The 21,341-nt window shown below is 66.6% G+C and carries 20 protein-coding genes; 10 read left to right on the forward strand and 10 right to left on the reverse strand.

The features are described 5' to 3' along the window. Positions 1–18 precede the first annotated feature (18 nt). Together ABI385_RS07645 and ABI385_RS07650 are read right to left on the reverse strand one after the other, a co-directional pair. Complete coding sequence (locus ABI385_RS07645; protein ID WP_348103150.1) at positions 19–918, reverse strand: rhomboid family intramembrane serine protease; 900 nt, start codon at positions 916–918, stop codon at positions 19–21. Positions 919–961: 43 nt separating this feature from the next. Continuing rightward, positions 962–1,486 carry a peptidylprolyl isomerase gene (locus ABI385_RS07650; protein ID WP_348103151.1) on the reverse strand — a complete coding sequence of 175 codons (525 nt, stop codon included), beginning with the start codon at positions 1,484–1,486 and terminating at the stop codon, positions 962–964. Between the two features lie 204 nt (positions 1,487–1,690). On the opposite strand from ABI385_RS07650, the gene ABI385_RS07655 reads away from it, so the two are divergent. Then, positions 1,691–2,932 (forward strand): hypothetical protein, encoded by a 1,242-nt coding sequence (locus ABI385_RS07655; RefSeq protein ID WP_348103152.1) that lies wholly within the window; start codon positions 1,691–1,693, stop codon positions 2,930–2,932. Positions 2,933–3,281: 349 nt separating this feature from the next. Here the strand turns inward: ABI385_RS07655 and ABI385_RS07660 are convergent, their stop codons facing one another. Beyond that, on the reverse strand, positions 3,282–3,629 hold the full coding sequence (locus ABI385_RS07660) for a hypothetical protein (protein WP_348103153.1): 348 nt from the start codon (positions 3,627–3,629) through the stop codon (positions 3,282–3,284). Between the two features lie 22 nt (positions 3,630–3,651). Here ABI385_RS07660 and ABI385_RS07665 point away from each other — a divergent pair, with 22 nt between their 5' ends. After that, complete coding sequence (locus ABI385_RS07665) at positions 3,652–3,897, forward strand: hypothetical protein (protein ID WP_348103154.1); 246 nt, start codon at positions 3,652–3,654, stop codon at positions 3,895–3,897. 254 nt (positions 3,898–4,151) lie between these two features. Continuing rightward, on the forward strand, positions 4,152–5,078 hold the full coding sequence (gene murQ / locus ABI385_RS07670; RefSeq protein ID WP_348103155.1) for an N-acetylmuramic acid 6-phosphate etherase: 927 nt from the start codon (positions 4,152–4,154) through the stop codon (positions 5,076–5,078). Between the two features lie 72 nt (positions 5,079–5,150). On the opposite strand, the gene ABI385_RS07675 is transcribed toward murQ, so the two are convergent. The 3 genes from ABI385_RS07675 to ABI385_RS07685 form a co-directional block, all read right to left on the reverse strand. Continuing rightward, positions 5,151–6,650 (reverse strand): heme peroxidase family protein, encoded by a 1,500-nt coding sequence (locus tag ABI385_RS07675; protein WP_348103156.1) that lies wholly within the window; start codon positions 6,648–6,650, stop codon positions 5,151–5,153. A 112-nt stretch (positions 6,651–6,762) separates the two neighbouring features. Then, positions 6,763–7,671 (reverse strand): HNH endonuclease, encoded by a 909-nt coding sequence (locus ABI385_RS07680; protein ID WP_348103157.1) that lies wholly within the window; start codon positions 7,669–7,671, stop codon positions 6,763–6,765. A 384-nt stretch (positions 7,672–8,055) separates the two neighbouring features. Then, the gene (locus tag ABI385_RS07685; protein ID WP_348103158.1) at positions 8,056–9,069 is read right to left on the reverse strand and encodes a Fic family protein; all 1,014 of its coding nucleotides are present in this window, start codon (positions 9,067–9,069) and stop codon (positions 8,056–8,058) included. 579 nt (positions 9,070–9,648) lie between these two features. Here ABI385_RS07685 and ABI385_RS07690 point away from each other — a divergent pair. Genes ABI385_RS07690 through ABI385_RS07720 form a run of 7 tightly spaced genes read left to right on the forward strand, consistent with a single transcriptional unit; the run spans position 9,649 to position 17,336 of the window. Then, the gene (locus tag ABI385_RS07690; protein ID WP_348103159.1) at positions 9,649–11,208 is read left to right on the forward strand and encodes an ABC transporter substrate-binding protein; all 1,560 of its coding nucleotides are present in this window, start codon (positions 9,649–9,651) and stop codon (positions 11,206–11,208) included. Next, complete coding sequence (locus ABI385_RS07695) at positions 11,205–12,173, forward strand: ABC transporter permease (protein ID WP_348103160.1); 969 nt, start codon at positions 11,205–11,207, stop codon at positions 12,171–12,173. The genes ABI385_RS07690 and ABI385_RS07695 overlap by 4 nt, the downstream gene beginning before the upstream one ends. Then, the gene (locus ABI385_RS07700) at positions 12,170–13,057 is read left to right on the forward strand and encodes an ABC transporter permease (RefSeq protein WP_348103161.1); all 888 of its coding nucleotides are present in this window, start codon (positions 12,170–12,172) and stop codon (positions 13,055–13,057) included. The genes ABI385_RS07695 and ABI385_RS07700 overlap by 4 nt, the downstream gene beginning before the upstream one ends. Then, positions 13,054–13,929, forward strand: coding sequence for an N-acetylmuramic acid 6-phosphate etherase (locus tag ABI385_RS07705; RefSeq protein WP_348103162.1), 876 nt, complete (start codon positions 13,054–13,056; stop codon positions 13,927–13,929). The genes ABI385_RS07700 and ABI385_RS07705 overlap by 4 nt, the downstream gene beginning before the upstream one ends. 11 nt (positions 13,930–13,940) lie before the next feature. After that, positions 13,941–15,113 (forward strand): anhydro-N-acetylmuramic acid kinase, encoded by a 1,173-nt coding sequence (locus ABI385_RS07710; RefSeq protein ID WP_348103163.1) that lies wholly within the window; start codon positions 13,941–13,943, stop codon positions 15,111–15,113. Continuing rightward, a complete protein-coding gene (locus tag ABI385_RS07715; RefSeq protein WP_348103164.1) occupies positions 15,110–15,658 on the forward strand; it encodes a GNAT family N-acetyltransferase in 549 nt (182 codons plus the stop codon). The genes ABI385_RS07710 and ABI385_RS07715 overlap by 4 nt, the downstream gene beginning before the upstream one ends. A 28-nt stretch (positions 15,659–15,686) precedes the next feature. Further along, positions 15,687–17,336, forward strand: a complete 1,650-nt coding sequence (locus ABI385_RS07720) for an ABC transporter ATP-binding protein (RefSeq protein WP_348103165.1) — start codon at positions 15,687–15,689, stop codon at positions 17,334–17,336. A 676-nt stretch (positions 17,337–18,012) separates the two neighbouring features. On the opposite strand, the gene ABI385_RS07725 is transcribed toward ABI385_RS07720, so the two are convergent. From ABI385_RS07725 to ABI385_RS07740, 4 genes are all read right to left on the reverse strand, one after another. Then, a complete protein-coding gene (locus ABI385_RS07725) occupies positions 18,013–19,047 on the reverse strand; it encodes a Gfo/Idh/MocA family oxidoreductase (RefSeq protein WP_348103166.1) in 1,035 nt (344 codons plus the stop codon). Next, positions 19,044–19,946: a sugar phosphate isomerase/epimerase family protein gene (locus ABI385_RS07730; protein ID WP_348103167.1), complete on the reverse strand. Its 903-nt coding sequence runs from the start codon at positions 19,944–19,946 to the stop codon at positions 19,044–19,046. The genes ABI385_RS07725 and ABI385_RS07730 overlap by 4 nt, the downstream gene beginning before the upstream one ends. 42 nt (positions 19,947–19,988) lie before the next feature. After that, positions 19,989–20,903: an ROK family protein gene (locus ABI385_RS07735; RefSeq protein WP_348103168.1), complete on the reverse strand. Its 915-nt coding sequence runs from the start codon at positions 20,901–20,903 to the stop codon at positions 19,989–19,991. Further along, positions 20,900–21,341, reverse strand: a 442-nt coding sequence (locus ABI385_RS07740) for a Gfo/Idh/MocA family oxidoreductase (RefSeq protein ID WP_348103169.1), incomplete at its 5' end; no start/stop codon positions are given. The genes ABI385_RS07740 and ABI385_RS07735, both read right to left, overlap by 4 nt.

Genomic DNA, 21,341 nt, shown 5'->3' on the forward strand with positions numbered 1-21,341 from the left:
TAAGTCCGTCGGGTCAGCTCAGCGCAGCACCGGGGGCACGGCGGAGTACTTGACCGCCATCGCGGCCAGCACCAGGGCGAGCACCCCGAGAAGGCCGGCGAGCGCATACCGTCGCAGGTGCTCCTTGTTGAGCAGCGCGATCACCCCGGCGCAGGCAAACCCGGTAACGAAGCCGCCGACGTGCGCCTGCCAGGCGATGCCCGGGACGATGAAACCCAGGACCGCGTTCAGCAGGATCGTGATCCCGATGCCTGCGGTCGTCCGGCCGAGGTGCCGGTTCAGCACGAGCAGCGCGCCGAACAACCCGAAGACTGCACCGGACGCCCCCACGACGGCGGTGAACCAGGACTGGTAGTCGTTCTGGGCGGCTGTGACGCTGACCAGACTGGTCGGTGCGGCAGCGATGAGGACCACTCCGGCCGATCCGCCGATGGCGCTGACGAGGTAGAGCACGACGAACCGGGTCCGCCCCAGCAGCCCTTCGAGGTAGGGCCCGATCTGCCAGAGGCAGAGCATGTTGAACGCGATGTGCAGGTAGTTGCTCGGGCTGTGCAGGAAGGCGGCCGTCAGCATCCGCCACGGTTCGCTCCAGCCCACGACCGGGGCGAACGCGAGCTCGTTGGTCAGGGCCGGACGGACCATCTGTCCCAGGAACAGCACGACGCAGACGGCGATGATGACCTTCGAGGCCCAGCCCGGGTCGCGCGCCCGACCGCCGAACACCGTGACGGTGGGTCGGACGGACCGGGCCTGCTCGCGGACGCAGTCGACGCATTGCACACCCACGGCAGCCGGACGCTGGCACTCCGGGCACACCGGCCGGTGACAGCGCTGGCAGCGCACATGGGACTCGCGGTCGGGGTGCCGTGGGCAGACGGGCACGTCGACGGGTGCCTGGTATGCGTGGTGCTCGCTCATCGTGCCTGTCGAACGTGCCTGCGGTCCCCGGTGGTTCCGGGTGTCAGGCGTTCTCGTCGAAGGTGACGCTCTCGATGACGATGTCCTCACGAGGCTTGTCCGACCGGTCGGTCTCGACCCGGGCTATCCGGTCGACGACCTCACGGCTCGGCCCGTCGGCGACCTCGCCGAAGATCGTGTGCTTGCCGTTGAGGTGAGGGGTCGCGCCGACGGTGATGAAGAACTGCGAACCGTTGGTGCCCTTGCCCATTCGCTTGCCGGAGTTGGCCATCGCCAGCAGGTAGGGCTTGGTGAAGGTCTTGTCGGGGTGAATCTCGTCGTCGAAGGTGTATCCGGGACCGCCGAAGCCCTTCCCCAGCGGGTCACCGCCCTGGATCATGAACCCGCTGATGATCCGGTGGAAGATCAACCCGTCGAAGAACGGCGTGGGGTTGGTGCGGCCCGCGTCGTCCTTGTACTCCTTCTCTCCCTTGGCCAGTCCGACAAAGCTCTCAACGGTCTTGGGGGCCTCGTTGGCGAAGAGGGTGACGGCGATGTCGCCGAGGTTCGTGTGCAGGATTGCCTTCATGCCGTCATCCTCCCATGAGCTCCCGCGCTGCCCGATGACGCTCCAGTGCCTCTCACCTGCGAGGCAGTGGTGTGCGGCGTACGGAAACAGGGCAGGATGGGACCGAGGCAATACCGTTTCATGCCCACAAAGGCCCATCAGGGCACACACGGGCACACACGGGCCCACAAGGGGCGCACCCGAGAGCAGCCTGCAGGAGGAACTGTGTTCGGTCGGAAGAAGGATCCCTCGTATGCCGGCTATGTCGACGCCGTACGCGACCGGGCGGACGCCGCCACGAGTCGTAGCGCCGACCTCGCCTCGTCCTACGGGCCGGTCGTCCGCGAACGTGCCCAGGATGCGGCGCACGCGGCGGCCGAAGCGGCCCGCACCTACGCCCCCGTAGCCCGGGACCGTGCAGAGGCGGCAGTCGAGTGGTCGAAGCCACGCCTCGAGGAGGCCTACGAGGCCGCGAGCGAACGACTGCAGCCCGTCGTCGAGACGGCCGTCGACAAGGCCAGGCCTTACGTCGACAAGGCGCTCGGCGTCGCCGCGCCGAAGGTCCAGGGCGCCGTCGACGGGCTCACGCCCAAGGTCGACGCGGCGCACGACGCCATCGTCGACGACTGGCTGCCCAGGCTCTCGGCGGCCATTGCCACCGTCGTCGCGGCGGCACATACCGCCAAAGAGCACGCCGTCAGCGCCACCGTCAGCGCCACGGACCAGGTCGTGGCCGCGAAGGACCAGACCGTCGACGTCTCCAACCGGACAGCCGACGTCGTCACGTCGAAGGCAGGCGGCAAGGGCAAGCTGCTCATCGGCCTCGGCATCGTGGCGGCCATCGGCGCCGTCGTGGTCGTGCTCGCGAACCGCAAGCCCAAGGAGGACCCCTGGGCGACGCCTTCGAGCACGTACACGCCCCCGGCCTCCGGTCGCGGTTCGACGAGTTCGACGGGTTCGACCTTCAGTGACCGGGTCTCGTCCGCCAAGGGCGGTGTCGCCAGTGCGGCGAGCACGGCGGCCGACAAGGCATCCGACCTCGCGGACAAGGCCAAGGAGTCGGTTAGTGAAGCCACTCACGCCCTGAGCACCAAGGCCGGGGACATCACCCACGACGTGACCAAATCGGCCGACGCCGCGAAGAACGCCGCGAGCGACGCGGTGGACTCGGCCAAGCACAAAGCCGGCGATGCGGCGGACTTCGTCGACTCCGCCAAGGACGCTGCTGGCGACGCCGCGGGCTCGGCCAAGCACAAAGCCGGCGATGCGGCGGACTCCGTCGACTCGGCCAAGGACGCCGGCTCCGACACGGTCGACGTGCTCGGCGAGGTTGCGGACCAGGCGGGCGACACCGCCGGCGATGTCGCCGACGACGTGGCCGGGGCTGCCGGTGACGTCAAGGCGGATGTCGCCAAAGGGGCCGGCCGCGCCAGCAAGAGGGTCGAGGACGCGACCGACGGGAGCTAGCCGGGCTGGCATACGCGACACCCCGGAAACGGCGCTTGCGCGCCCGCACCGACTGGCCCTGGTCGGGGAGGCGGGCCGCAGCACCGCCGGGACGGCGTCTGCGAGGCCGGTGCGGCGCCCTGACGGTCGTCGACGTCACTGCGGTATCCGATGTCCCGCCCTCGGGACCACAGCACGTCGATCCGAACTCAGATGTTCCCGGGTTCAGGGGCGTGACCTCGATCCGAACTCAGATGTTCCCGAGTTTCGCGTCCTGGAAACTGAACAATGTCGGAAACTTCAGAGTCCGGATGAACCTCGGGCGCGCGATGGTGCCCCGTGCCTGACCGCTGTCAGGGCCGAGCCGGAGTCAGTGGGCTTTCCACTGGGCGTGGTCGCCGAGCTCGTTCCGGTAGTCAACTGTCAGGGTCGGTGAGTTCTGGTCCGAGAACGGGATATACCCAGCCGCACACTGACCGGCCGCATACTGGGCGCTCTGGGGGTACATGTCGCTCGGCGGATGCGACCCGTCGTAGAGGTGCGACTTCGAGGAGCCGGTGGCCGCGAGGACCGTCCAGGGGTCCCACGAGATGCGGGTCGTGTCGTCGGTGGACCCTGGCGGCAGCGACGTCACGCAGACGCGCGCGCGTACCAGGTAGCCCTGCGCTTCGGACCCGGTGGCCTCGTCGACCCGGACCGTGAAGTGCGCGAACGTCACGGTGTCGCCTATCCGTTGCGGAGTGATCGGCCTGCTACTCGGGCTGGGCGTGCTCGTGGTGCTGGTCGGGCTGATCGTGCTTGTCGTTGCGGTGGTCGCGCGTGACGTTGTGCTCGACGCCGAGCTCGAACCCGTGGGCGTGGGTGGGGGCGTCGAGGCCGTGCAACCGGCCACCGACAGGACGAGTGCCGCCCCCGCGATCGGGGACGCCCGACGGGCCGCGCCCCACCGGCTTCGAGACCTCACGAACCTGACCCCCCGGGGTTAGACATCCTATCGAGCGTACTCACCATCGGATTCTCGACCGGACTCACGTTCTCAACGGTTTCCGTCTCTGTCGGGCGCGTAAAACCCACGAGGTCGTGAGTTCGGTGCGGAAAGGCGTGAGTTCGGTCGACAGCGGCCGGGCTGCCCGGTGGTGACCTACCCGAAGGTAAGGCACGCGCATACGGAGCCAGGGGTATTTTTGTGGCAACCGTGCCTACGCGTGACGGGTTCGATCCGTGGTCAAGGGAGGTCGCCGTGAAGAACCAGGTCGACGAGGACCTACAGCTGCTGCAGCACCTGACGACGGAAGCGGCTGATGTGCGCTTCGCCAACATCGACCGGATGAGCGTCGCCGAGCTCGCGTCGACGATGAACGACGCCGACGCCGAGGTCCCCGCAGCGGTCCACAGGGCCCTGGGTCAGCTCGTCCCCGCCATCGAGGCGTCGGTGTTGCGGATGGAGCGGGGCGGCCGACTCGTCTACGTCGGTGCGGGAACACCCGGACGGATCGGGGTGCTGGACGCCTCCGAGAGCCCGCCCACCTTCGACACCCGACCCGGGCAGGTGACAGCGATCATGGCCGGCGGTCGCGACGCGCTGACCTCGCCGCAGGAGGGGGCGGAGGACGACGTCGAGGCGGGGGTTGCCGCGATGGACGAGGCTGATGTCGGGCCTCTGGACACGGTCGTGGGGATCGCCTCCAGTGGACGAACTCCCTATGTCGTGGCCGCCGTCCGCCGCGCTCGCGAACGTGGCGCTCTCACGGTCGGTCTGGCCTGCAACGAGGACACTCCTCTGTCCCGAGAGAGCGAGTACCCCGTCGAAGTGCTCGTCGGACCGGAGGTCGTGAGCGGGTCGACGCGGCTCAAGGCGGGGACCGCCCAGAAGCTGGTCCTCAACATGTTCTCGACCATCGTCATGGTCCGGCTGGGCAAGACCTACGGCAACCTCATGGTCGACCTGCGAGCCAGCAACGACAAGCTGCGGGAGCGAGCCGTCAGGATCGTCTGCACCATCACCGGTGAGCCTCGTTCGGCCGCCGTTGCTGCCCTGGAGCAGACCGAGTATGCCGTCAAGCCGGCGGTGGTCCTCCTCGTGTTCGGCGTCTCTGCGAGCCAGGCGCAGGCCCGCCTCGACCGGGCCGGGGGCCATCTCCGTGCAGCCCTCGAGGACCGCGAATGAGCGCGACCCGCAGACCCGACTCGCGTGGCGCACCCCGGCACCAGCCCCGGCCGGGGCGTGCCGGTCGCCTCGCTAGAGCGTGCCGACCACACCGGCCTTGGTCAGCAGGTCCGTGATCAGGAAGGTCCCGTTGCTCCCGTAGGTCGGGACCCACTCGGGATCCTGCGTGAGGTAGCTCTGGCTGTCACCCTCGATCAGGCCGATGATGACCTCACCTACGATCCGGCCGCCGACCGGGCCGAGGTGCTCGCCGGCAGCCGTGACCTGGGCCTCTCGCAGGACGTAGAACCACAGCGGGGTCCGCTCGTCGAGGTGGTCGCCCGACACGCCGGCGAGGTCCGCGAGGTCAGCCGCGGCGAGGACGGGCAGCTTCATCGCCTTGGCTACAGCCTGGCCCGACGGCACCTTCATGGTGAGGTTGCGCAGCAGGTTGCGGATGGCGAGAGAGTCTGGCGTCCCGGTGCCCTGCCCCATCAGGTGGAACAAGATGCTCGACAGAGCAGTATCGATCTTCTTGTTCGGCTTGACCCGCCCGTCGCCGAAGTCGAAGAACGTCTGCCAGTCGATGAACCGCCGCGGTGCCCGGCAGCCGCCGCGCAGGTCGTCGGGGTCGCCGGGGTTGGGGTCGCCGGGCTTGAAGACGAGTCCGAAGAACTGCTGGGCTGAGTCAGTGGCGCTGGTGCCGAAGTTGGCACGGTAGCTCGGCCGAACCTGCGAGTGCCCGAAGCGGTATGCGGCGACAGAGAACTCGACAGGGATATAGGGGTCGTTGCGCCAGTTGTAGAACTTGCGTCCATTACTGAGGATGTCGTTCGTCGTGGCCGGACCGATCGTGCGCGGCAAGAACTCGTGGATGATCATCCACTGGTAGTGCCAGCGCACGATCCGCTGCGCCTCGGCGAAGATCTCTTCCGGCGTGTATGCCGCGCCGAGCTCGGCCTTGACGTCGGCCACGACGGCGTTGTGGAACTTGAGCATCCCGACGTGCAGCTGCGACACCATGAGGTTCTCGTCGTTTCGTGGGTCACCGATGACGGCGACCTTCTGCGAGTTGCGGGGCAGGTCGTAGCGCGGCTGGCCATCTACCGTCTTGGCGGCGGAGCCGGGGGTCTCCTCGACGAGCATCGTCGTCCGCCCGCCGTCGACGCTCTGGTCGTAGAGCGCGGGGCTGGCGCCGGGACCGCTTCCGTAGAGGTTGTCCAGGTCGAGGGCTGGGATCCGGAAGTTGCGGATCGACTCAGGGTCCTGGGTTCGCGCGAGGCTCGACGTCGGGTCGAACGTCATGTCGTGGTCGAGGAACTGTCCGAGAAACGTGAACCCGGCGGTGAGCGTGGGGTTGTTCGGGTTGTGCGCGCTCTTGGCCGGGTCGGTGATGAGGGTGATCGGGTCGGACAGGTCGTCCTGGGCGTCCATGATCCCGCCCGCCTTACCGATCTCGACAAGGGCTTTGCGGATGCTCGGCGTGTCCGCCGAGAATGCGGGGAGGGTCGGGAACATCCGCCCGAACCGGCCCTGCTCGTAGAAGGTGGATGACGGGGTCGTGACTCCGTTGTCAGCGTTTCCATGGCTCATGCCGATAGAGAGACGTACGGAGGTCCAACGGATACATCGAGCAGGCCAGGCGGTGCGACTAGTCGACGAACTTGGCGCGGGAGCGCTACGGGCGAAGTACCGGCGCGACCCTTCAGGCGCTGAGGAAGCGCATATAGCGCGATTCGAGCAAGTCCCGGTCCGGGCGGTCGGCCCGGCGTTGGGGAAGCACCATAAGGGGTTGGCCATGCAATCCTTTGATGCCGTACTCGAATAGTGGACCGTCGACTTCCGCAAGGACGTCATGTCGAATGGCGACTTCGTAGCTCGGAGCGATTCCCAGGATGCCGGCGTCGTAGGCCGCGTGGTGGATCTTGCAAAGGGCGAGGCCGTTGCGTACCGCCGCGATTCCATCCTGGTTCGCGTCTGGGACGATGTGGGCGGCGTCCAGTAGCTGCGTGTGGCGCAGCGAGCAGACCGCGCACTGTGTCTCGTAGGCGCGCATGACCATGGAGCGGAAGACTGGCTGATGAAGCCGCTGTCGTGTCTCGCGCAGCACGTACTGCCTCAGGACTTCCTCAAGGGGCGAGTCGAGCACGGGTAGCGCCTGCGCCTTGACATACGCGAGGACGAACTGTTCGAGCTCCGGCTCGGCACTGATGACGTAGACGGGAAACAGGGCCTGGAACCAGCCGGGATCGACGCCGACTAACCAAATAATGGGTAGCTGTAGCTCTAAAGCCCGCATGACAGCGTTGTTGTCCGCCGTGCCGCGCGCGTCGCCCCGCATTTTGTAACGCGGGTATCCATCAGGGCCGAGGACATCGTCGTAGGGCCGTGATCGGACGTGCCGACTATGGACCGTCATTATTGTGAGCGCGGCCCGGCAGTCACGCGGTTTGCGGATGCCTCGGCCCTGGTCTATGAGAGTCAGCCGCTCGCCCCTATACATGAAGCGGGTCAACTCATCGCGGCTGATCGCGTCTCGACCGTCGTTCGTCCGCAGCGCAAGCCAGACCATCGCCTCACGCCGGAGCTCGACCTCGTCCTCTAACGACCGCACAGGTCCACTGTGGCACGCGCGTAACCCGATGAGTGGTCGGCAGACACCGGCGTATTGTCTGAACGGCGATCTTCAATACTGGTGGAGCCAAGAGGACTCGAACCCCTAACCCCCTGCTTGCAAACTGCACGACTGGGTTGCGCCAGAGGGTGATTGAGCACAACTGAGGACTCTCCAGGGCACTGGACGACGCCCGTTTGGGCCCGACTGCAGTACTTTTCTGGAGTACGAAGCTCGGACCCGCCGAGGGCTGCGGGCGTCAGACCTTGGAAGTCGAGGACCCCGCTTCCGTCAAGGTCTGAGCCGCATCGGAAGCGAGCTGACCAGTACTTGAGGTAGCGATCCTGAGGAGCTCCCCAGCTTCGTCCCCGACGCAGGTCCGGCTCAACCGCGTCTCTTCCCCTTGATCCTCTTGTACTGGTCGACAGCCTTGCGGGAGCTGCGCCAGACACCGTCGGATCCTTGGACAGCGTCAAGCCGCCCGCGTTGAGCCGCCTGCCGGAGGGCAGCGATGGTGAACTCCTCGTTGACCAAGGCGGCCAGCGGGACGAGCCGGGCCGGGCCGGCGAGATTCGGGACGATGAAGCGGTTGAGGTTGTCGTACATGGCCCGGGCGAGGAGCTCCCCGAGCGGTCCGACGTCGTCCACGTCCGCCTTCTGCAGCGCCGTCAGGTACGAGGACCTCTGCTGCTTCAGCACGACGATCGGTGGGTATCCCAGGCGCACGAGGAGCAGGTTGAGGACGAGTCGGCCTGTTCGCCCGTTCCCGTCGATGAACGGGTGGATCCGCTCGAAGTGGTTGTGGATCTGGGCAAGCCTCTCCGGCAAGGGTGTCGGCTGGTCCGTCGCCACCAAGCCGACCTGCTGGTCGTTCACGGCGTCGACCCACCCGCGCACCTGGACGTCGACCAACGGCCAGGCTGGAGGCGTCATCCCCCCGCCGAACGGATGGATGTCGTGTTCACGGAAGTTGCCGGGGCTCTCGCGGTCGGTTGCCTCAGGATGCGGCGCGACCTGCCATACCGGGTCCATGGCGACCTTATGGATGTGCCGGAGCTCCTGGGTGGAGATCAGACCTCCGTCGTGCCAGTCGCCAGGTTCGAGAGCCTGCGCGTACACCCACTGGGCCGCGTCACCGTACCCCTTGACTTCCATGTACTCCTTGAGCGGCTTGGCCCCAACGGCCTTGCCTTCCTCCAGCAAGAGCTCGACCTCGCGCAAGACCAGGGTGTTGCCCTCGAGTGCTGTGGAGTGGTGGGCCTCCAGATGCCAGATGTCTGACCAGATGGCCTCCGACTCCTTCGGCGACGGGAGGCCGCCCAGGCGATCGCGCAGCTCTGCGAGGGCTGCCTCCAGCCGGGCGTGGACGGTTGCGCGCGAGGGCCGTCCGCGAGGCATGACACCTCCAGTTGATAAGGGGTCTGGCTAGCCAATTGATCTTATCAACATCGGTTGATCACCCTCGGCCCGACCCAAAAGATCTGATCAACCAGCGCGTACGCGCCGCAGGGGTCACGTCGGCCCGGGGCGCCAGGTGGCCCTCGGACATGGGGTGGAACGCCGTAGCCGTACTTCGCTGGGGGTACGGACACCCACAGAGGCCCGGTACTGGTTCGCTTTCGCCGTTTCGTGGCCGGTCTCCGTTGCTGTCGTGCTCGCGGCCTCGATTGGCGTCCCTCTGCTTTTGCCCACACTTCTTGCTCGCCCGTGAGCGTCGGGTGATCTGGCAGGAGGGGCTCGCTGACAGCGGTTTGGCCAGGAGCCAGTCGACCAGGCGAGCAAGAATCGCTATATGAGCGACTCGCAGGGGCCAGTTCCCTAGCCTGGCCCCGACCGACCAGACATGACGGCGATGGCCAATGACGGTACAACGGCGTACAACCGCTCTGGCGAACGGCTGTCTGTCAGGGCGGGTATCCGGGAGGCGGACTCTTCGGTACTTTTCTCACACTGCCGATCTCCATGAGGAGTCCCTCGATGCCCATCCGTTCACGAATTACTCGCGCGGCTCTGGTTGGTGCCGCGCTCACCACGTCGCTGGTTATCGCGGCCTGCTCCAGCGGGTCGACGACGGCAACCGACAACGTCACTGCGGGCGCTGGCGCCCCTGGAGGCAAACTGGTCGTTGGGATCACCACCGACCCCAACACGCTCTTTCCTTGGAAGGCGACCCAGTTCCAGGCCGTCAACGTCCTACAGAACATCTACGGCACCCTCACCGAATTCGACAAGGACCTCAACGTGGTGCCCGGGATTGCGCAGTCTTGGACCCCGTCCGCCGACGGCATGACGTTGACGATGAAACTGCGCCCGGGACTGAAGTTCGCCGACGGTAGCGCGCTCGACTCGACCGACGTGAAGTACTCCCTCGACAAGATCAACACCGAGGCGACCGCCGCTGTCGCACGGTCCTCACTAGCGTCAGTGGCATCGGTGGCCGCCCCGGACCCGACGACAGTGGTGCTGACAATGAAGAGCCCGGACGCCTCGCTGCCGGCCAACCTGGCCTCGGTCAACATGGCCATCCTCTCCTCGACCGACACCGAGACCGCCCTGCAGACCAAGCCCAACGGTTCCGGGCCCTACGAGTTCCAGGCCCGGGTTCCCAACCAGTCGCTCACCCTGTCCAAGAACCCCAGCTACTACGGGACCCCGGCCACATTGGATTCCCTCGAGTTCCGCGTCATCCCCGACGAGACGTCGATCGTGTCCTCCATGCAGTCCGGCAACGTCCAGATGTCGGTGCTCAACGACCCTCTCGTGGCCAAGGCCGCTGAGGGTGGGACGCTCAAGGTCGCCAAGACGCCTCAGCTGAGCTACCACGTGCTGCAGCTGAACGCTCGCAAGGGTGACCTCACGGACGTCAACGTCCGTCTGGCGATCCAATGCGCGATCGACCGCAAGCAGGTGCTCGACACGGCAGCGCTCGGTGAGGGTGAGGTCACCGGGCCGATCACCTCACCGGCATACAAGTCTGACCCGGACGCACGGCCCTGTCCGAAGCGTGACTTGGCCAAGGCCGCGCAGTACCTCGCCAAGGCGGGTAAGTCCTCAGTGACGATCAAGACGATCGTGTCGCAGGGTGAGTACGCCACCTCGGTGAACGAGGCACAGAGCCTGAAGGCCCAGCTGGCCGAAGCCAAGATCAACCTCGACCTGGAGGTGCTGGAGTCCGGTGCCTATGTGGATCGTTGGGTCGCGGCGGACTTCGAGGCCGCGGTCGCCCTGAACGGCGGACGCCCCGACCCCGACGGCATGTACGGGCGCTACTTCACCAGCACCGGTAATCTCAACAAGGTTGCTGGGTACAGCTCACCCGAGCTCGACCAGCTGTTCGCGCAGGGAAAGAAGGCGACCGACAAAGCCGAGCGCACCAAGATTTACACGCAGGTATCGGACGACCTGGAGAACAACGCGGCGTGGGTGTGGCTGTTCACGAGCTACACCTACACAGCTACGACCAGCGGCGTGCGGGGTTTCACCCCGATGGCCAACGGCTCCCTGCAGTTCCTGCGGAGCACCACCGTCACGCAGTGACCGCGCTGCTGCAAAACGGGCTGGTACGCAAGCTCGGGGGTGCGGTGCTGACACTGCTCGGGGTCGCCGTGGTCGTGTTCATCATGCTGCGGGCCATTCCGGGTGACCAGATCACGGCCGGGCTGGGCACAGAGGCGGCTGCTCTGACGCCAGCACAGAAGGCGCAACTACAGGCCTACTACGGCATCGACCGACCGTTGCTCAGCCAGTTCTTCTCCTGGCTCGGCAACATCCTGACCGGCAACCTGGGATTCTCCTCCCGTAGCCAGACCACCGTGCTCGACCTGACATCCCGCGCGCTGCCTGTGACCATCGAGCTGGCCATCGCGTCCATCGTGCTGGCACTGCTCATCGGAGTGCCGCTCGGCATGCTGTCTGCGTCACGCCCCAACTCCGTGCGTGACGGGTTCGGCCAGCTGGTCGGACTGGCCGGACTGTCGATACCCGCGTTCCTGCTGGCCTCGGCGCTGCTCTCGGTCTTCGCCTCACGGTTCGGCTACAACCCCAACGGCCGCAACTTCGCGGGACTGCTGCAAGACCCGCTGCTCAACCTTCAGCAGATGGCCATGCCGGCGTTCGCGCTCGCATTCGGTATCTCCGCACCGATCATGCGAACCACCCGCACTGCGGTCCTGGAGGTGGCCTCCGAGGACTTCGTCCGCACGGCCCGGGCCAAGGGCGTGCCGCCGCGGCGGCTGCAAGTGCGGCACGTGCTGCGCAACGCCCTGATCCCCATCGTGACGATGACCGGCCTGCAGTTCGGCTACCTACTCGGCGGCGCCGTCGTGGTGGAGCAGATCTTCTCGCTGCCGGGGATCGGACGCCAGGTGCTGATCGGCATACAGCAGAAGGAGTATGCGCTCGTGCAGAGCAGCGTGCTTGTCATCGCGTTGCTGTTCGTCATCGTCAACCTACTCACCGACCTGCTATACCAGGCCATCGACCCGCGGGTGCGGGCGTCATGACCGAGCTGGCTGACGCCGGGGTTCCCACCTCGTCCCGGATGCGCAGCGTGCACCGTTGGCGAGGGCTGCTCACCAACGTCAGCGGTCTCGTTGGTCTGGTCATCGTCGTGCTGTTGGTCGCCTTGTCGCTCGTGTCGGCCCTCGGTCTGCTGCCCTATGACCCGGTGGCGCAGGACCCACCGGCTCGACTCCAGGCGCCGTCGGGCACGCACTGGTTCGGCACCGACCAGTTCGGTCGTGACGTGTTCACCCGCGTCGCCGCGGGCGTCGCGAACTCGATGCTCATCGCCGTTGTCGCTGTGGCCTTCGCGAGCGTCATCGGCACCCTCGCGGGCGTCACCGCGGGATTTCTGCGCAGCCTGCCCGACACCGTCATCGGCGCGGTGACCAACGTCCTGTTCGCCTTCCCGCCGTTGCTGTTGGCACTGTCGCTCGCCTCGGTCTTCACCCGGAACTGGTTCACGGTGGCGGTGGCCATCGCGGTGGTCTACGTGCCGATCTTCGTCCGCGTCACGCGGGGACCGGTGCTGTCACTGCGTGAGATCGAGTACGTCAAGGCAGCGACTGCTACCGGGCAGTCCAGGGCCGCCACCATGTTCCGGCACGTCCTGCCCAACATCAGCGCGATCGTCATCGTCCAGGTCACCCTCTCGCTGTCCTGGGCTGTGCTCACGGAGGCTGCCTTGAGCTTTCTCGGGCTGGGAACGCCGCCGCCGACCCCGTCCCTCGGCTCGATGGTCTACGAGGCGCGCGTTCTGGTGAATATCGCGCCGTGGACGATGGTCGCGCCGGGCGCTGTCATCGTCCTGCTGGTGGTCGGGCTCAACTTGCTGGGAGACGGCGTCCGCGATGTGCTCGACCCGAGGATGCGGGGCTCACGTTGAACGAGGAGGCGGGCCACCTGCCGGACACCGCGCTCAACCCAGAAACCGTTGACACTGGAAACACCGGTGACATCGAGGACCTCGGCCCGCTCGCTCACCTGACCACGGAGGCGGCCGACGATCGATTCTCCGGTATCGACCGGATGAGTGTCGGCGAGCTGGCCCGGGCGATCATCGCAGGCGGGTCGGCGGCATTCGTGTCCGCGGTGGAGGGGGCCGAGGACGATGTCGAAGCAGGCGCCGCAGCGATGGACGAGGCGGCGATCGGTCCGCTCGACACCGTGGTCGGCATCGCCTCGAGCGGGCGGACCCCGTACGTGGTCACGGCCGCCCGCCGGTCCCGCGAGCTCGGGGCGCTGACCGTCGGCTTTTCCTGCAACCGGGCGACAGCGCTGTCTGCAGTGAGCGAACACCCCGTCGAGGTCCTGGTCGGCCCTGAGGTGGTCAGCGGTTCCACCCGCCTCAAGGCCGGCACGGCGCAGAAGATGGTCCTCAACATGATCTCGACGATCGTCATGGTCCGGCTCGGTAAAACCTACGGCAACCTTATGGTGGACGTGCGCGTCACCAACGAAAAGCTTCGTGAGCGCGCCATTCGCATGATCATCTCGATTACCGGCGCGTCTCGAGAGCTCGCCATCGGTGCCCTCGAGGAAACCGACTACTGCGTCAAACCCGCGGTCATCCGGCTGTTGACGGGGGTGACCGCGGCACAGGCGCAGGCGCTGCTGGACGACGCGCACGGCCGGCTCCAGACGGTCTTGGCCGCAGACGAGAACAGCCATCCGCGGCGTGCAGCCGACCGGCCGGCGGATAGCCAACCGGGTGGCCAGGTAAGCCGCCCCTCCGTCAGCAAGGAAGGTTTGCCGTGAGGGTTCTCGGGATGATCTCAGGCACATCGCATGACGGCATCGACGTTGCCGTGGTCGACTTCAATCTCGACGGCGACGTGCTGACCGGGGTGCTGCAGCACTCCGCCTCGACCCCGTATCCCACCGTCCTGCGCAACCGACTGGTCGCGGCGTTACCGCCGGCGGCCACGACCTTCTCCGAGGTATGCGAGCTCGACACCCTCATCGGCCAGGCGTTTTCGGACGCAGCCTGCTCGGCTGTCGAGGCAGCAGGAGGCGGTGTGGATCTCGTAGCGTCGCACGGCCAGACCGTCTTCCACTGGGTCGACGGCGACCACGCTCTAGGCACCCTGCAGATCGGCCAGCCGGCGTGGATCGCCGAACGGACCGGCGTACCCGTCCTCGCCGACGTCCGCATCCGGGACATCACCGCCGGCGGCCACGGGGCACCTCTGGTGTCCTACCTCGACGCCCTGCTGCTGGCCGGGTTCGGTGGCACTCCCGCGGCCCTCAATCTCGGCGGCATCGCCAACATGACCGTACTGCGCCCGGGAACCGGGCTGATCGCCTACGACATCGGGCCTGCCAACGCGCTCATCGACTCCGTCGTGAGCGAGCGAGGGCTGACCGAACAGGGCTATGACATTGACGGCCGGGTCGCTCGGGCCGGTGTGGTGAATGCTGTTCTGCTGCAACGCCTGCTCGCGGATCCTTACTTCGCGCTGCCACCCCCGAAGAGCACGGGCAAGGAGCACTTCCACGGCGCATACGTGGCCAGGGCCCTGATGCAGCTCGACAGCACAGTTGCGGCCACCGACCTGGTGGCCACCCTGACCGAGCTGACCGCCCGGTCCATTGCCAGGGAGGTGCGCGCGCAGGGTGTCGACACGCTCGTGGTGTCAGGAGGGGGGTGGCGCAACCCGGCACTCATGGACGCCTTGCGGGCCGCGCTCGACGATGTGAGGGTCATCGGCTCTGACGAGACCGGCGTGCCGACCGACGACAAAGAGGCTATGGCTTTTGCGCTCATCGGTTGGCTGTCCTGGCATGGCCTGCCCGGCGCGCTCCCGGCGGGTACCGGTGCTAGTGGCGGTCGCGTCCTCGGCGCCCTCACCCCAGGAGCGGCTCCTCTGCTGCTGCCGACACCTTTGTCTCAGCCACCGCGAGCGCTCGACCTGGGCGTGGCGGGGAGACGACGACTGTGACTGGCCAGAGGAACCAACAGGTACGCGCCGCGACGCCCGACGATCTCGACGCGGTGGTCGAGGTGTTCCTCAACTGCTGGCGGACCACGTATGCATCGATCCTTCCAGCGGCTCTGGTTGCATCGATAAGCGACCCGGAGGCGCGCGAGCTGTGGTCGCGGGCTCTGAGTCGGACCGACCGGTCCGTCTTCGTCGCCGCGGACGATGATCGCGTGGTCGGTGTGGTGTCGGTCGGCATGCGGGACTCCGCCGACGCAGAGTCGGTGGCAGCCATCGGCTGGGTGCATTCGCTGTACGTCGCCCCCTTGGGGCAGGGGCGCGGAGCGGGCCGGCGGTTGCTGTCCGTGGCAACGTCGGTGATGGAGGCGGCCGGCGCCGTGCGCGCATGCCTGTGGGTCTTCGCCGCGAACGCACCCTCGATCGGGTTCTACGCCCGGCACGGTTTCGCCGCCGACGGGGTGACGCGGGTCGAGCCGCAGTTCGGCGAGCTAGAGCTGCGGCTGGCGCGCTCGCTGGCACCGGATGTGGACGCCCGTGATTCCTGACCCGGCCCAACGGGGAAGCGTCGCGCCGATGCGCCACACCCAGACCACACCAGTCCTCGTGGTCCGCGGACTCACGGTGGCGTTCTGGACGAGCGGACGTGAGACGACGGCGGTCAGAACGGTCGACCTTGAGCTGCGTCAGGGTCAAACGCTCGCGGTGGTCGGCGAGTCGGGGTCGGGCAAGTCAACGACCGCGGCGGCGATTAACCGGCTGCTGCCGTCAAACGGGCGGATCACCGCCGGCGCGATCGAGTTCCAGGGCCGAAACCTCGCTGACGCGAGCGATCGTGAGATGACCCGGATCCGTGGGGCCGGCATCGGGCTGGTGCCGCAGGACCCGATGTCGAACCTCAACCCCTTAATGCGAATCGGCGACCAGATCGGCGAGGCGCTGGAGGTCCATGGCTTGGCGTCCGGGCGTGAGGCCGCCACCCGCGCCGTCGAGCTGCTTGCACTCGTCGGCATTCCCGATGCCGAGCGTCGAGCACCCCAATACCCCCACGAGTTCTCCGGGGGGATGCGGCAACGGGCGCTGATCGCGATGGGGCTCGCCTGCCGCCCGCAGCTGCTCATCGCCGACGAGCCGACGTCGGCCCTCGACGTCACGGTGCAGCGACGCATCCTCGACACAATCGGCACCCTGACGAAGGAAATTGGAACGAGCGTGCTGCTCATCACCCACGATCTTGGGCTCGCTGCGGAGCGCGCAAACACGGTCGCGGTCATGTACCGCGGCGAGATCGTCGAGAGAGGCGACTCAAGCGAGGTGCTACGCGACCCCCAGCACGAGTACACCCAGCGGTTGCTGGCGGCTGCTCCCAGCCTCAACTCGGTTCGACTGAGAGAGGCCAAACCCGCACACGACTCGGGTGCCGCAGCTCCGACCCGCTCACCCCTTGTGGTGGTCGAGGACCTCGGCAAGACGTATTCGCTACGCGGCAGCCGACGCGGCTCCGACCAGATCACGGCTGTGCAGGACGTTTCGTTCTCGATCGCCTCAGGCCGCACAGTTTCAATCGTCGGTGAGTCCGGGTCGGGCAAGTCGACCACAGCCAACCTCATCCTCGGACTGGAGCAGCCGACGTTAGGACGAGTCGTTTTCGACGGCAACGACGTCGCCGACTTCGGGAAGTCCCAGACCATGGCGTTTCGACGGCGGGTGCAGCCCGTCTTCCAGAACCCGTATGCCTCGCTTGATCCGCGCTACACCGTCGAGCGGTCCGTCGCCGAACCGATGCGGGTTCATAAAGTCGGGACATCGGACAGCCGACGGGACACCGTAGCGAGCCTGCTGGAGAAGGTCTCTCTTGGCCCAGAGATGGGTCAGCGGTTGCCGCACGAGCTGTCCGGCGGCCAGCGACAGCGCGTGGCGATCGCCCGGGCACTCGCCCTCGAACCGGAGCTCGTCGTGCTGGACGAGGCGGTCTCGGCGTTGGACGTCGTGGTGCAGGCGCAGATTCTTGAGCTGCTGGCGTCACTGCAAGAGGAACTCGGCCTGGCCTACCTGTTCATCAGCCACGACTTGGCGGTGGTGCGGATGATCTCGGACGACGTGCACGTCATGCGGGCCGGGCGGATCATCGAGTCTGGGTCGCCGGAAAAGATCTTCGACGACCCGAAGGACGCCTATACGCGTGAGCTCTTGGCCGCCATTCCGGGCGCCAACCTGACCTTCTGACGTTCGGCGGCCGCCCACCGCACCGGCCTTGATGAGCAGATCGGTGATCCCGAACGACTCGTTTGACCGAAGGTCGGCGTCCACCCGGTTGAGGTAGTTCCGTTCTGACTGTCACCCTCGATGAGCCCGATGATGACCTCGCCCACGATCCGGTCGCGGCCCGGCCCGAGGTGCTCGCCACTTGCCTTCGACGAGCCCTCTGAGGTTGGAGTCCTATTGGTGTGCCGACTACGCACGGATCGCGTAGTGGGGTGTGATCCTCGAGGTTTGCGTGATCCACGTGGATCAGTTGATCGTCCACCCCAATCTCTAAGCGATGCCGAAGGCAGTCAGTCAGAGTCGGACCGCGATGAAAGCGGGCCCACAGGCACCGAGGTCACGGGCCGCTCACGTGAAGTCGGGAAGCCCGGCGTGCCCGGTCAAGTTCGAAGAGCCGGTTTGCTTCTCAAGGTGCGAGCCGTGGACCTTCATGTGCTTGTGGAGCAGCAGCCAGCGGCGGGCTGGTGGGCCCATGAGGTGCGGCTGATCGCGGCCGTTAGTGACTTGATGCAGCGGGCGCTGTCCAAGTCAGCTTAGGACTGGATGAGCTGAGTAGTCCGTGAGCGCTCAAGCTCAGCCCGCGGCCGTCGTGGGCAGATGACGGCCGGTGCTTGCGCACTCCGCCTTGGACGGAGAGCTAGGGACTAACCCGCTGTCCGGAGTTCGCCGAGCGCAGGATCGCCTGCAGAATCGCGAGGGTGTGTAGACCCTGCTCGCCGGAGGCCGCGGGCGCCTCACCGGCCTCGAGCGCCGCAGCCATCTCGAGCACGCCGATGCCGAGGCGAGAGCCTGCCGAACCGGTCGGCATCACTTCGGCGAAGCCGTGGTCGCCTACACGCATGAGCCGCAGCGGTCCGCCCCAGCTGTCCGGGCTCGGACCGGCGATGCTGCCGCCCGTGCCATGGATCTCGAGGCGCGGGGCAGTCGTGCCCACTACATCCCAACCCTGAAGGAGGGTCGCGACTGCTCCGCTCTCGAACTCGAGCATGCTCGAGATAAAGGTCGGAACCGCCGCGCTGAAGGTCTCGCCCGCGTGTCCGCCCACCCGCACGGTCCGCGTCTCCACCGGCATCGCGGTCGTCGCGGTCACCGCGCGGACCGGCCCGAGCAGAAAGGTGAGCGCGCTCACGAGGTACGGACCGATATCGAAGAGCGGCCCGGCGCCCTCAAGGTAGAGAAACTCCGGCGCTGGATGGAAGTGCTCTGGACCGGTTGTGGCGAGGATGCTGATAGCCGACAGCGGGCGCCCGACCGCTCCATCGGCGATGAGTTTCGCCGTCGCCTGCAACCCCTCGCCGAGAATGGTGTCGGGGGCGCACCCCACCCGCACTCCGGCGCGGTCGGCGGCCTCGACGACACGAATGCCATCTTCGAGCGTCGTCGCGAGTGGCTTCTCGCTGTACACGTGTTTGCCCGCGGCGATCGCGGCCAGCGAGACCTCCGCGTGCGCACGTGGGGCGGTGAGGTTGAGCACCAGATCGACCTCGGGCAGCGCGAGCAGCTCCTCGACCGATGCAAGCACCGGGATACCGAACTCAGCGCCCACCACCTGAGCGCGCTCGGCATCCTGGTCGGCGCAGGCGACGAGCTCCACACCTGGAGCGCCGCCGACGGTCGCCAAGTACTTCGCGCTCACGTTCCCGCAGCCGACCAGCCCGATCCGGATCGTCACGATATGGGCGAACGCAGCTCTTCAAGAATGCGCGTGGCATTGGTCAGCCCGGTCTCGCACGCGAACAGGCAGTCCTCTTTGCCCTCGAACTCGATCGAGACATAGCCGTCGTATCCACTCGTGACGACGGAGGAGAGGATGCCCCGCATGTCCATATCGCCGAAGCCCACGATCGACCCGCGCAGATAGTTGCCGCCGCTCGTCGTCAGCCAGCCCTCGCCGGGGAAGGAGTCGTAAGACCGGATATAGAAATCCTTGAGGTGCACGAACGAGGCTTCGGGCAGGTTCGCCCTCGTGGCGATGAGCGGATCCTCGTCGACGCAGAGGAAGTTGCCGACATCCAAGGTGGTCTTGAAGTTTGGCTCGCGCACGGCGGCGATGAGCCGACGGACGTGCTCGCTGCCATTCATGAAGAAGCCATGGTTCTCAATGCTTGTCTGGATGTCGTACTGCGCCGCGAACCGCGCGATCTCCGCCGAGGCATCAACGATGATCGCGAACTTCTCCTCGAACTCCACGACATCCCTGATCTTTCGAGCCCACGGCGTTACATCGTGACGGAGGTAGCGGATTCCGAGACTGTCGCTCAGCCGGATGTGCTGCTTTACCCGTTCGATCTGCGCGACACGATCGGCTGCGTCACCGATGAAATCCGCCGGCATGCACATACCGGAGAGTTCGACGCCGTTCGTGGCGGCAGCGGAGCGTATCGTCTCGATCAGATCGGGGTCGTCGTCGAAGTTCCAGGCCGTGTCGGTGCCCTTAGGCGAGAACGAGACGGTGGCGAGTTCGAGGTGTTCGCCATCGCTCTTGCCGATCCACTCGATCACGTCGACGATGGACATCTCGCCGGTCAGCATCTTGTCGCTGAAGCTGTAGGAGCTGAAGCCGATTTTCATGGTGTCTTCCTTTGTGTGGGTGATCGTCCGTGCGGTTAGCCATCAGGCGGGCCGGGCCGCTGCGCCGATGAGTGCGGCTCCGACTGCTGCGGCCGGGAAATCCTGCGGCAGCACTCGGACCCGGGACTCGAAGTCGAGGGAGGCGAGGAAGGCCGAAGTGCGGGCCCAGTGGGCGAACACCGACTGAACCGAGCGCAACAGTGTGGTTCCCATCGAGCTCAAGCCGCCGCCGATCACGACCGTGTCGACATCGATGGTGAGCACGAGCACTCGAACGGCGGAAGCGATGTTCTCGGCGAGTTGGGCCTTCAGCGCGATGGCCTTCTCATTGCCGTCCTTCGCCGCCTCGAACAGCGCCTGCACGGGGCGCGGGTGGTCTGTGGGCCAAAGGCGCGCAACAGCGGAGCCCGACGCCACCATTTCGAGGCAGCCGCGCTGCCCGCAGGTGCACAGGGGGCCGTTCGGGTCGATGGGGATGTGCCCGATCTCGCCCGCCGTGCGGTGTGAACCGCGCCAGAGTTCGCCGTTCAGGATGAGCCCGGCCGCGAGCCCCGTCCCGAGGTTGAGGTACGCCATCGATTGACTCGATGAGGTCCCGACGAGGTGGAAGGCGGCGAGTGCCGTCGCGTTCACGTCGTTTTCGACGTGGACCCGTACCCCGAGTGCCGTGGAGAGCCGGCCGCCAAGCTCGAGGCCGTGGAGGCCGAGATTTACGGCGTGCGACACCCGCCCGGAGGCCGCGTCGACGACGCCGGGGATGCCGATGCCGATCGATTCGAATTGTCTGGGCGTTAGGTTGCTCAGGCGGGCGAGCTCCGTGACGGCGGCGAGCGCCGTGGCCATCACCTTCTCTTCTCCGTACCCGGTCGGTAACAGCAGGTCGCCTGCGATCTCGCCCCGGTTGTCGAGTAGCACCGCGGCAGTCTTCGTCCCGCCGATATCGATGCCGACTCTCACAGGGCCACCTCGCGCCGCAGAGCCGCGGACTCGTAGATGGCGGACAGCATCCGCATGACCGCGACGCCGTGGGCCACGGGCGCGACGTCTTCGGCCTCGTCGAGGCACAGGCTTACGAAGTGGTCGATCTCGTTCTGGAAGCCCTCGTCGAAGTTGAAGGTCAGCAGGTCCGCCTGTGGGACGATATTGATCACGGTGTCGTGGCTCTCGGTGGCGAGTCTGAGGCTCGGTTCGAGTTCTGCCCCGCCCTTCTCGCCGTACACGGCGACGAGCAGATGGTCTTCGGGTGCGTGGAGCGAGTAACTCGTCTCAAGGTAGAGCGAAGCTCCGTTCTCGAAGCGGATGAGCGCGTTGGCGAGGTCTTCGACGTCGTTCGTGTCTGGGTCGTAGTCCGAAGACTTGTAGTGTTCGAGGTTCGTGACGTTGGCTCTGTTGCCG

Origin of the sequence: Lapillicoccus sp., from assembly GCF_039935575.1 — a bacterium.
In the GTDB taxonomy this organism is placed as follows: domain Bacteria; phylum Actinomycetota; class Actinomycetes; order Actinomycetales; family Dermatophilaceae; genus Lapillicoccus.

Excerpts from the sequence above, each read along its gene's own strand:
- ABI385_RS07645 (WP_348103150.1), bottom strand. The coding sequence starts at position 918 with ATGAGCGAGCACCACGCATACCAGGCACCCGTCGACGTGCCCGTCTGC.
- ABI385_RS07650 (WP_348103151.1), bottom strand. The coding sequence starts at position 1,486 with ATGAAGGCAATCCTGCACACGAACCTCGGCGACATCGCCGTCACCCTC.
- ABI385_RS07675 (WP_348103156.1), bottom strand. The coding sequence starts at position 6,650 with ATGAGCCATGGAAACGCTGACAACGGAGTCACGACCCCGTCATCCACC.
- ABI385_RS07685 (WP_348103158.1), bottom strand. The coding sequence starts at position 9,069 with ATGCCTCGCGGACGGCCCTCGCGCGCAACCGTCCACGCCCGGCTGGAG.
- ABI385_RS07690 (WP_348103159.1), top strand. The coding sequence starts at position 9,649 with ATGCCCATCCGTTCACGAATTACTCGCGCGGCTCTGGTTGGTGCCGCG.
- ABI385_RS07700 (WP_348103161.1), top strand. The coding sequence starts at position 12,170 with ATGACCGAGCTGGCTGACGCCGGGGTTCCCACCTCGTCCCGGATGCGC.
- ABI385_RS07710 (WP_348103163.1), top strand. The coding sequence starts at position 13,941 with ATGATCTCAGGCACATCGCATGACGGCATCGACGTTGCCGTGGTCGAC.
- ABI385_RS07720 (WP_348103165.1), top strand. The coding sequence starts at position 15,687 with ATGCGCCACACCCAGACCACACCAGTCCTCGTGGTCCGCGGACTCACG.
- ABI385_RS07730 (WP_348103167.1), bottom strand. The coding sequence starts at position 19,946 with ATGAAAATCGGCTTCAGCTCCTACAGCTTCAGCGACAAGATGCTGACC.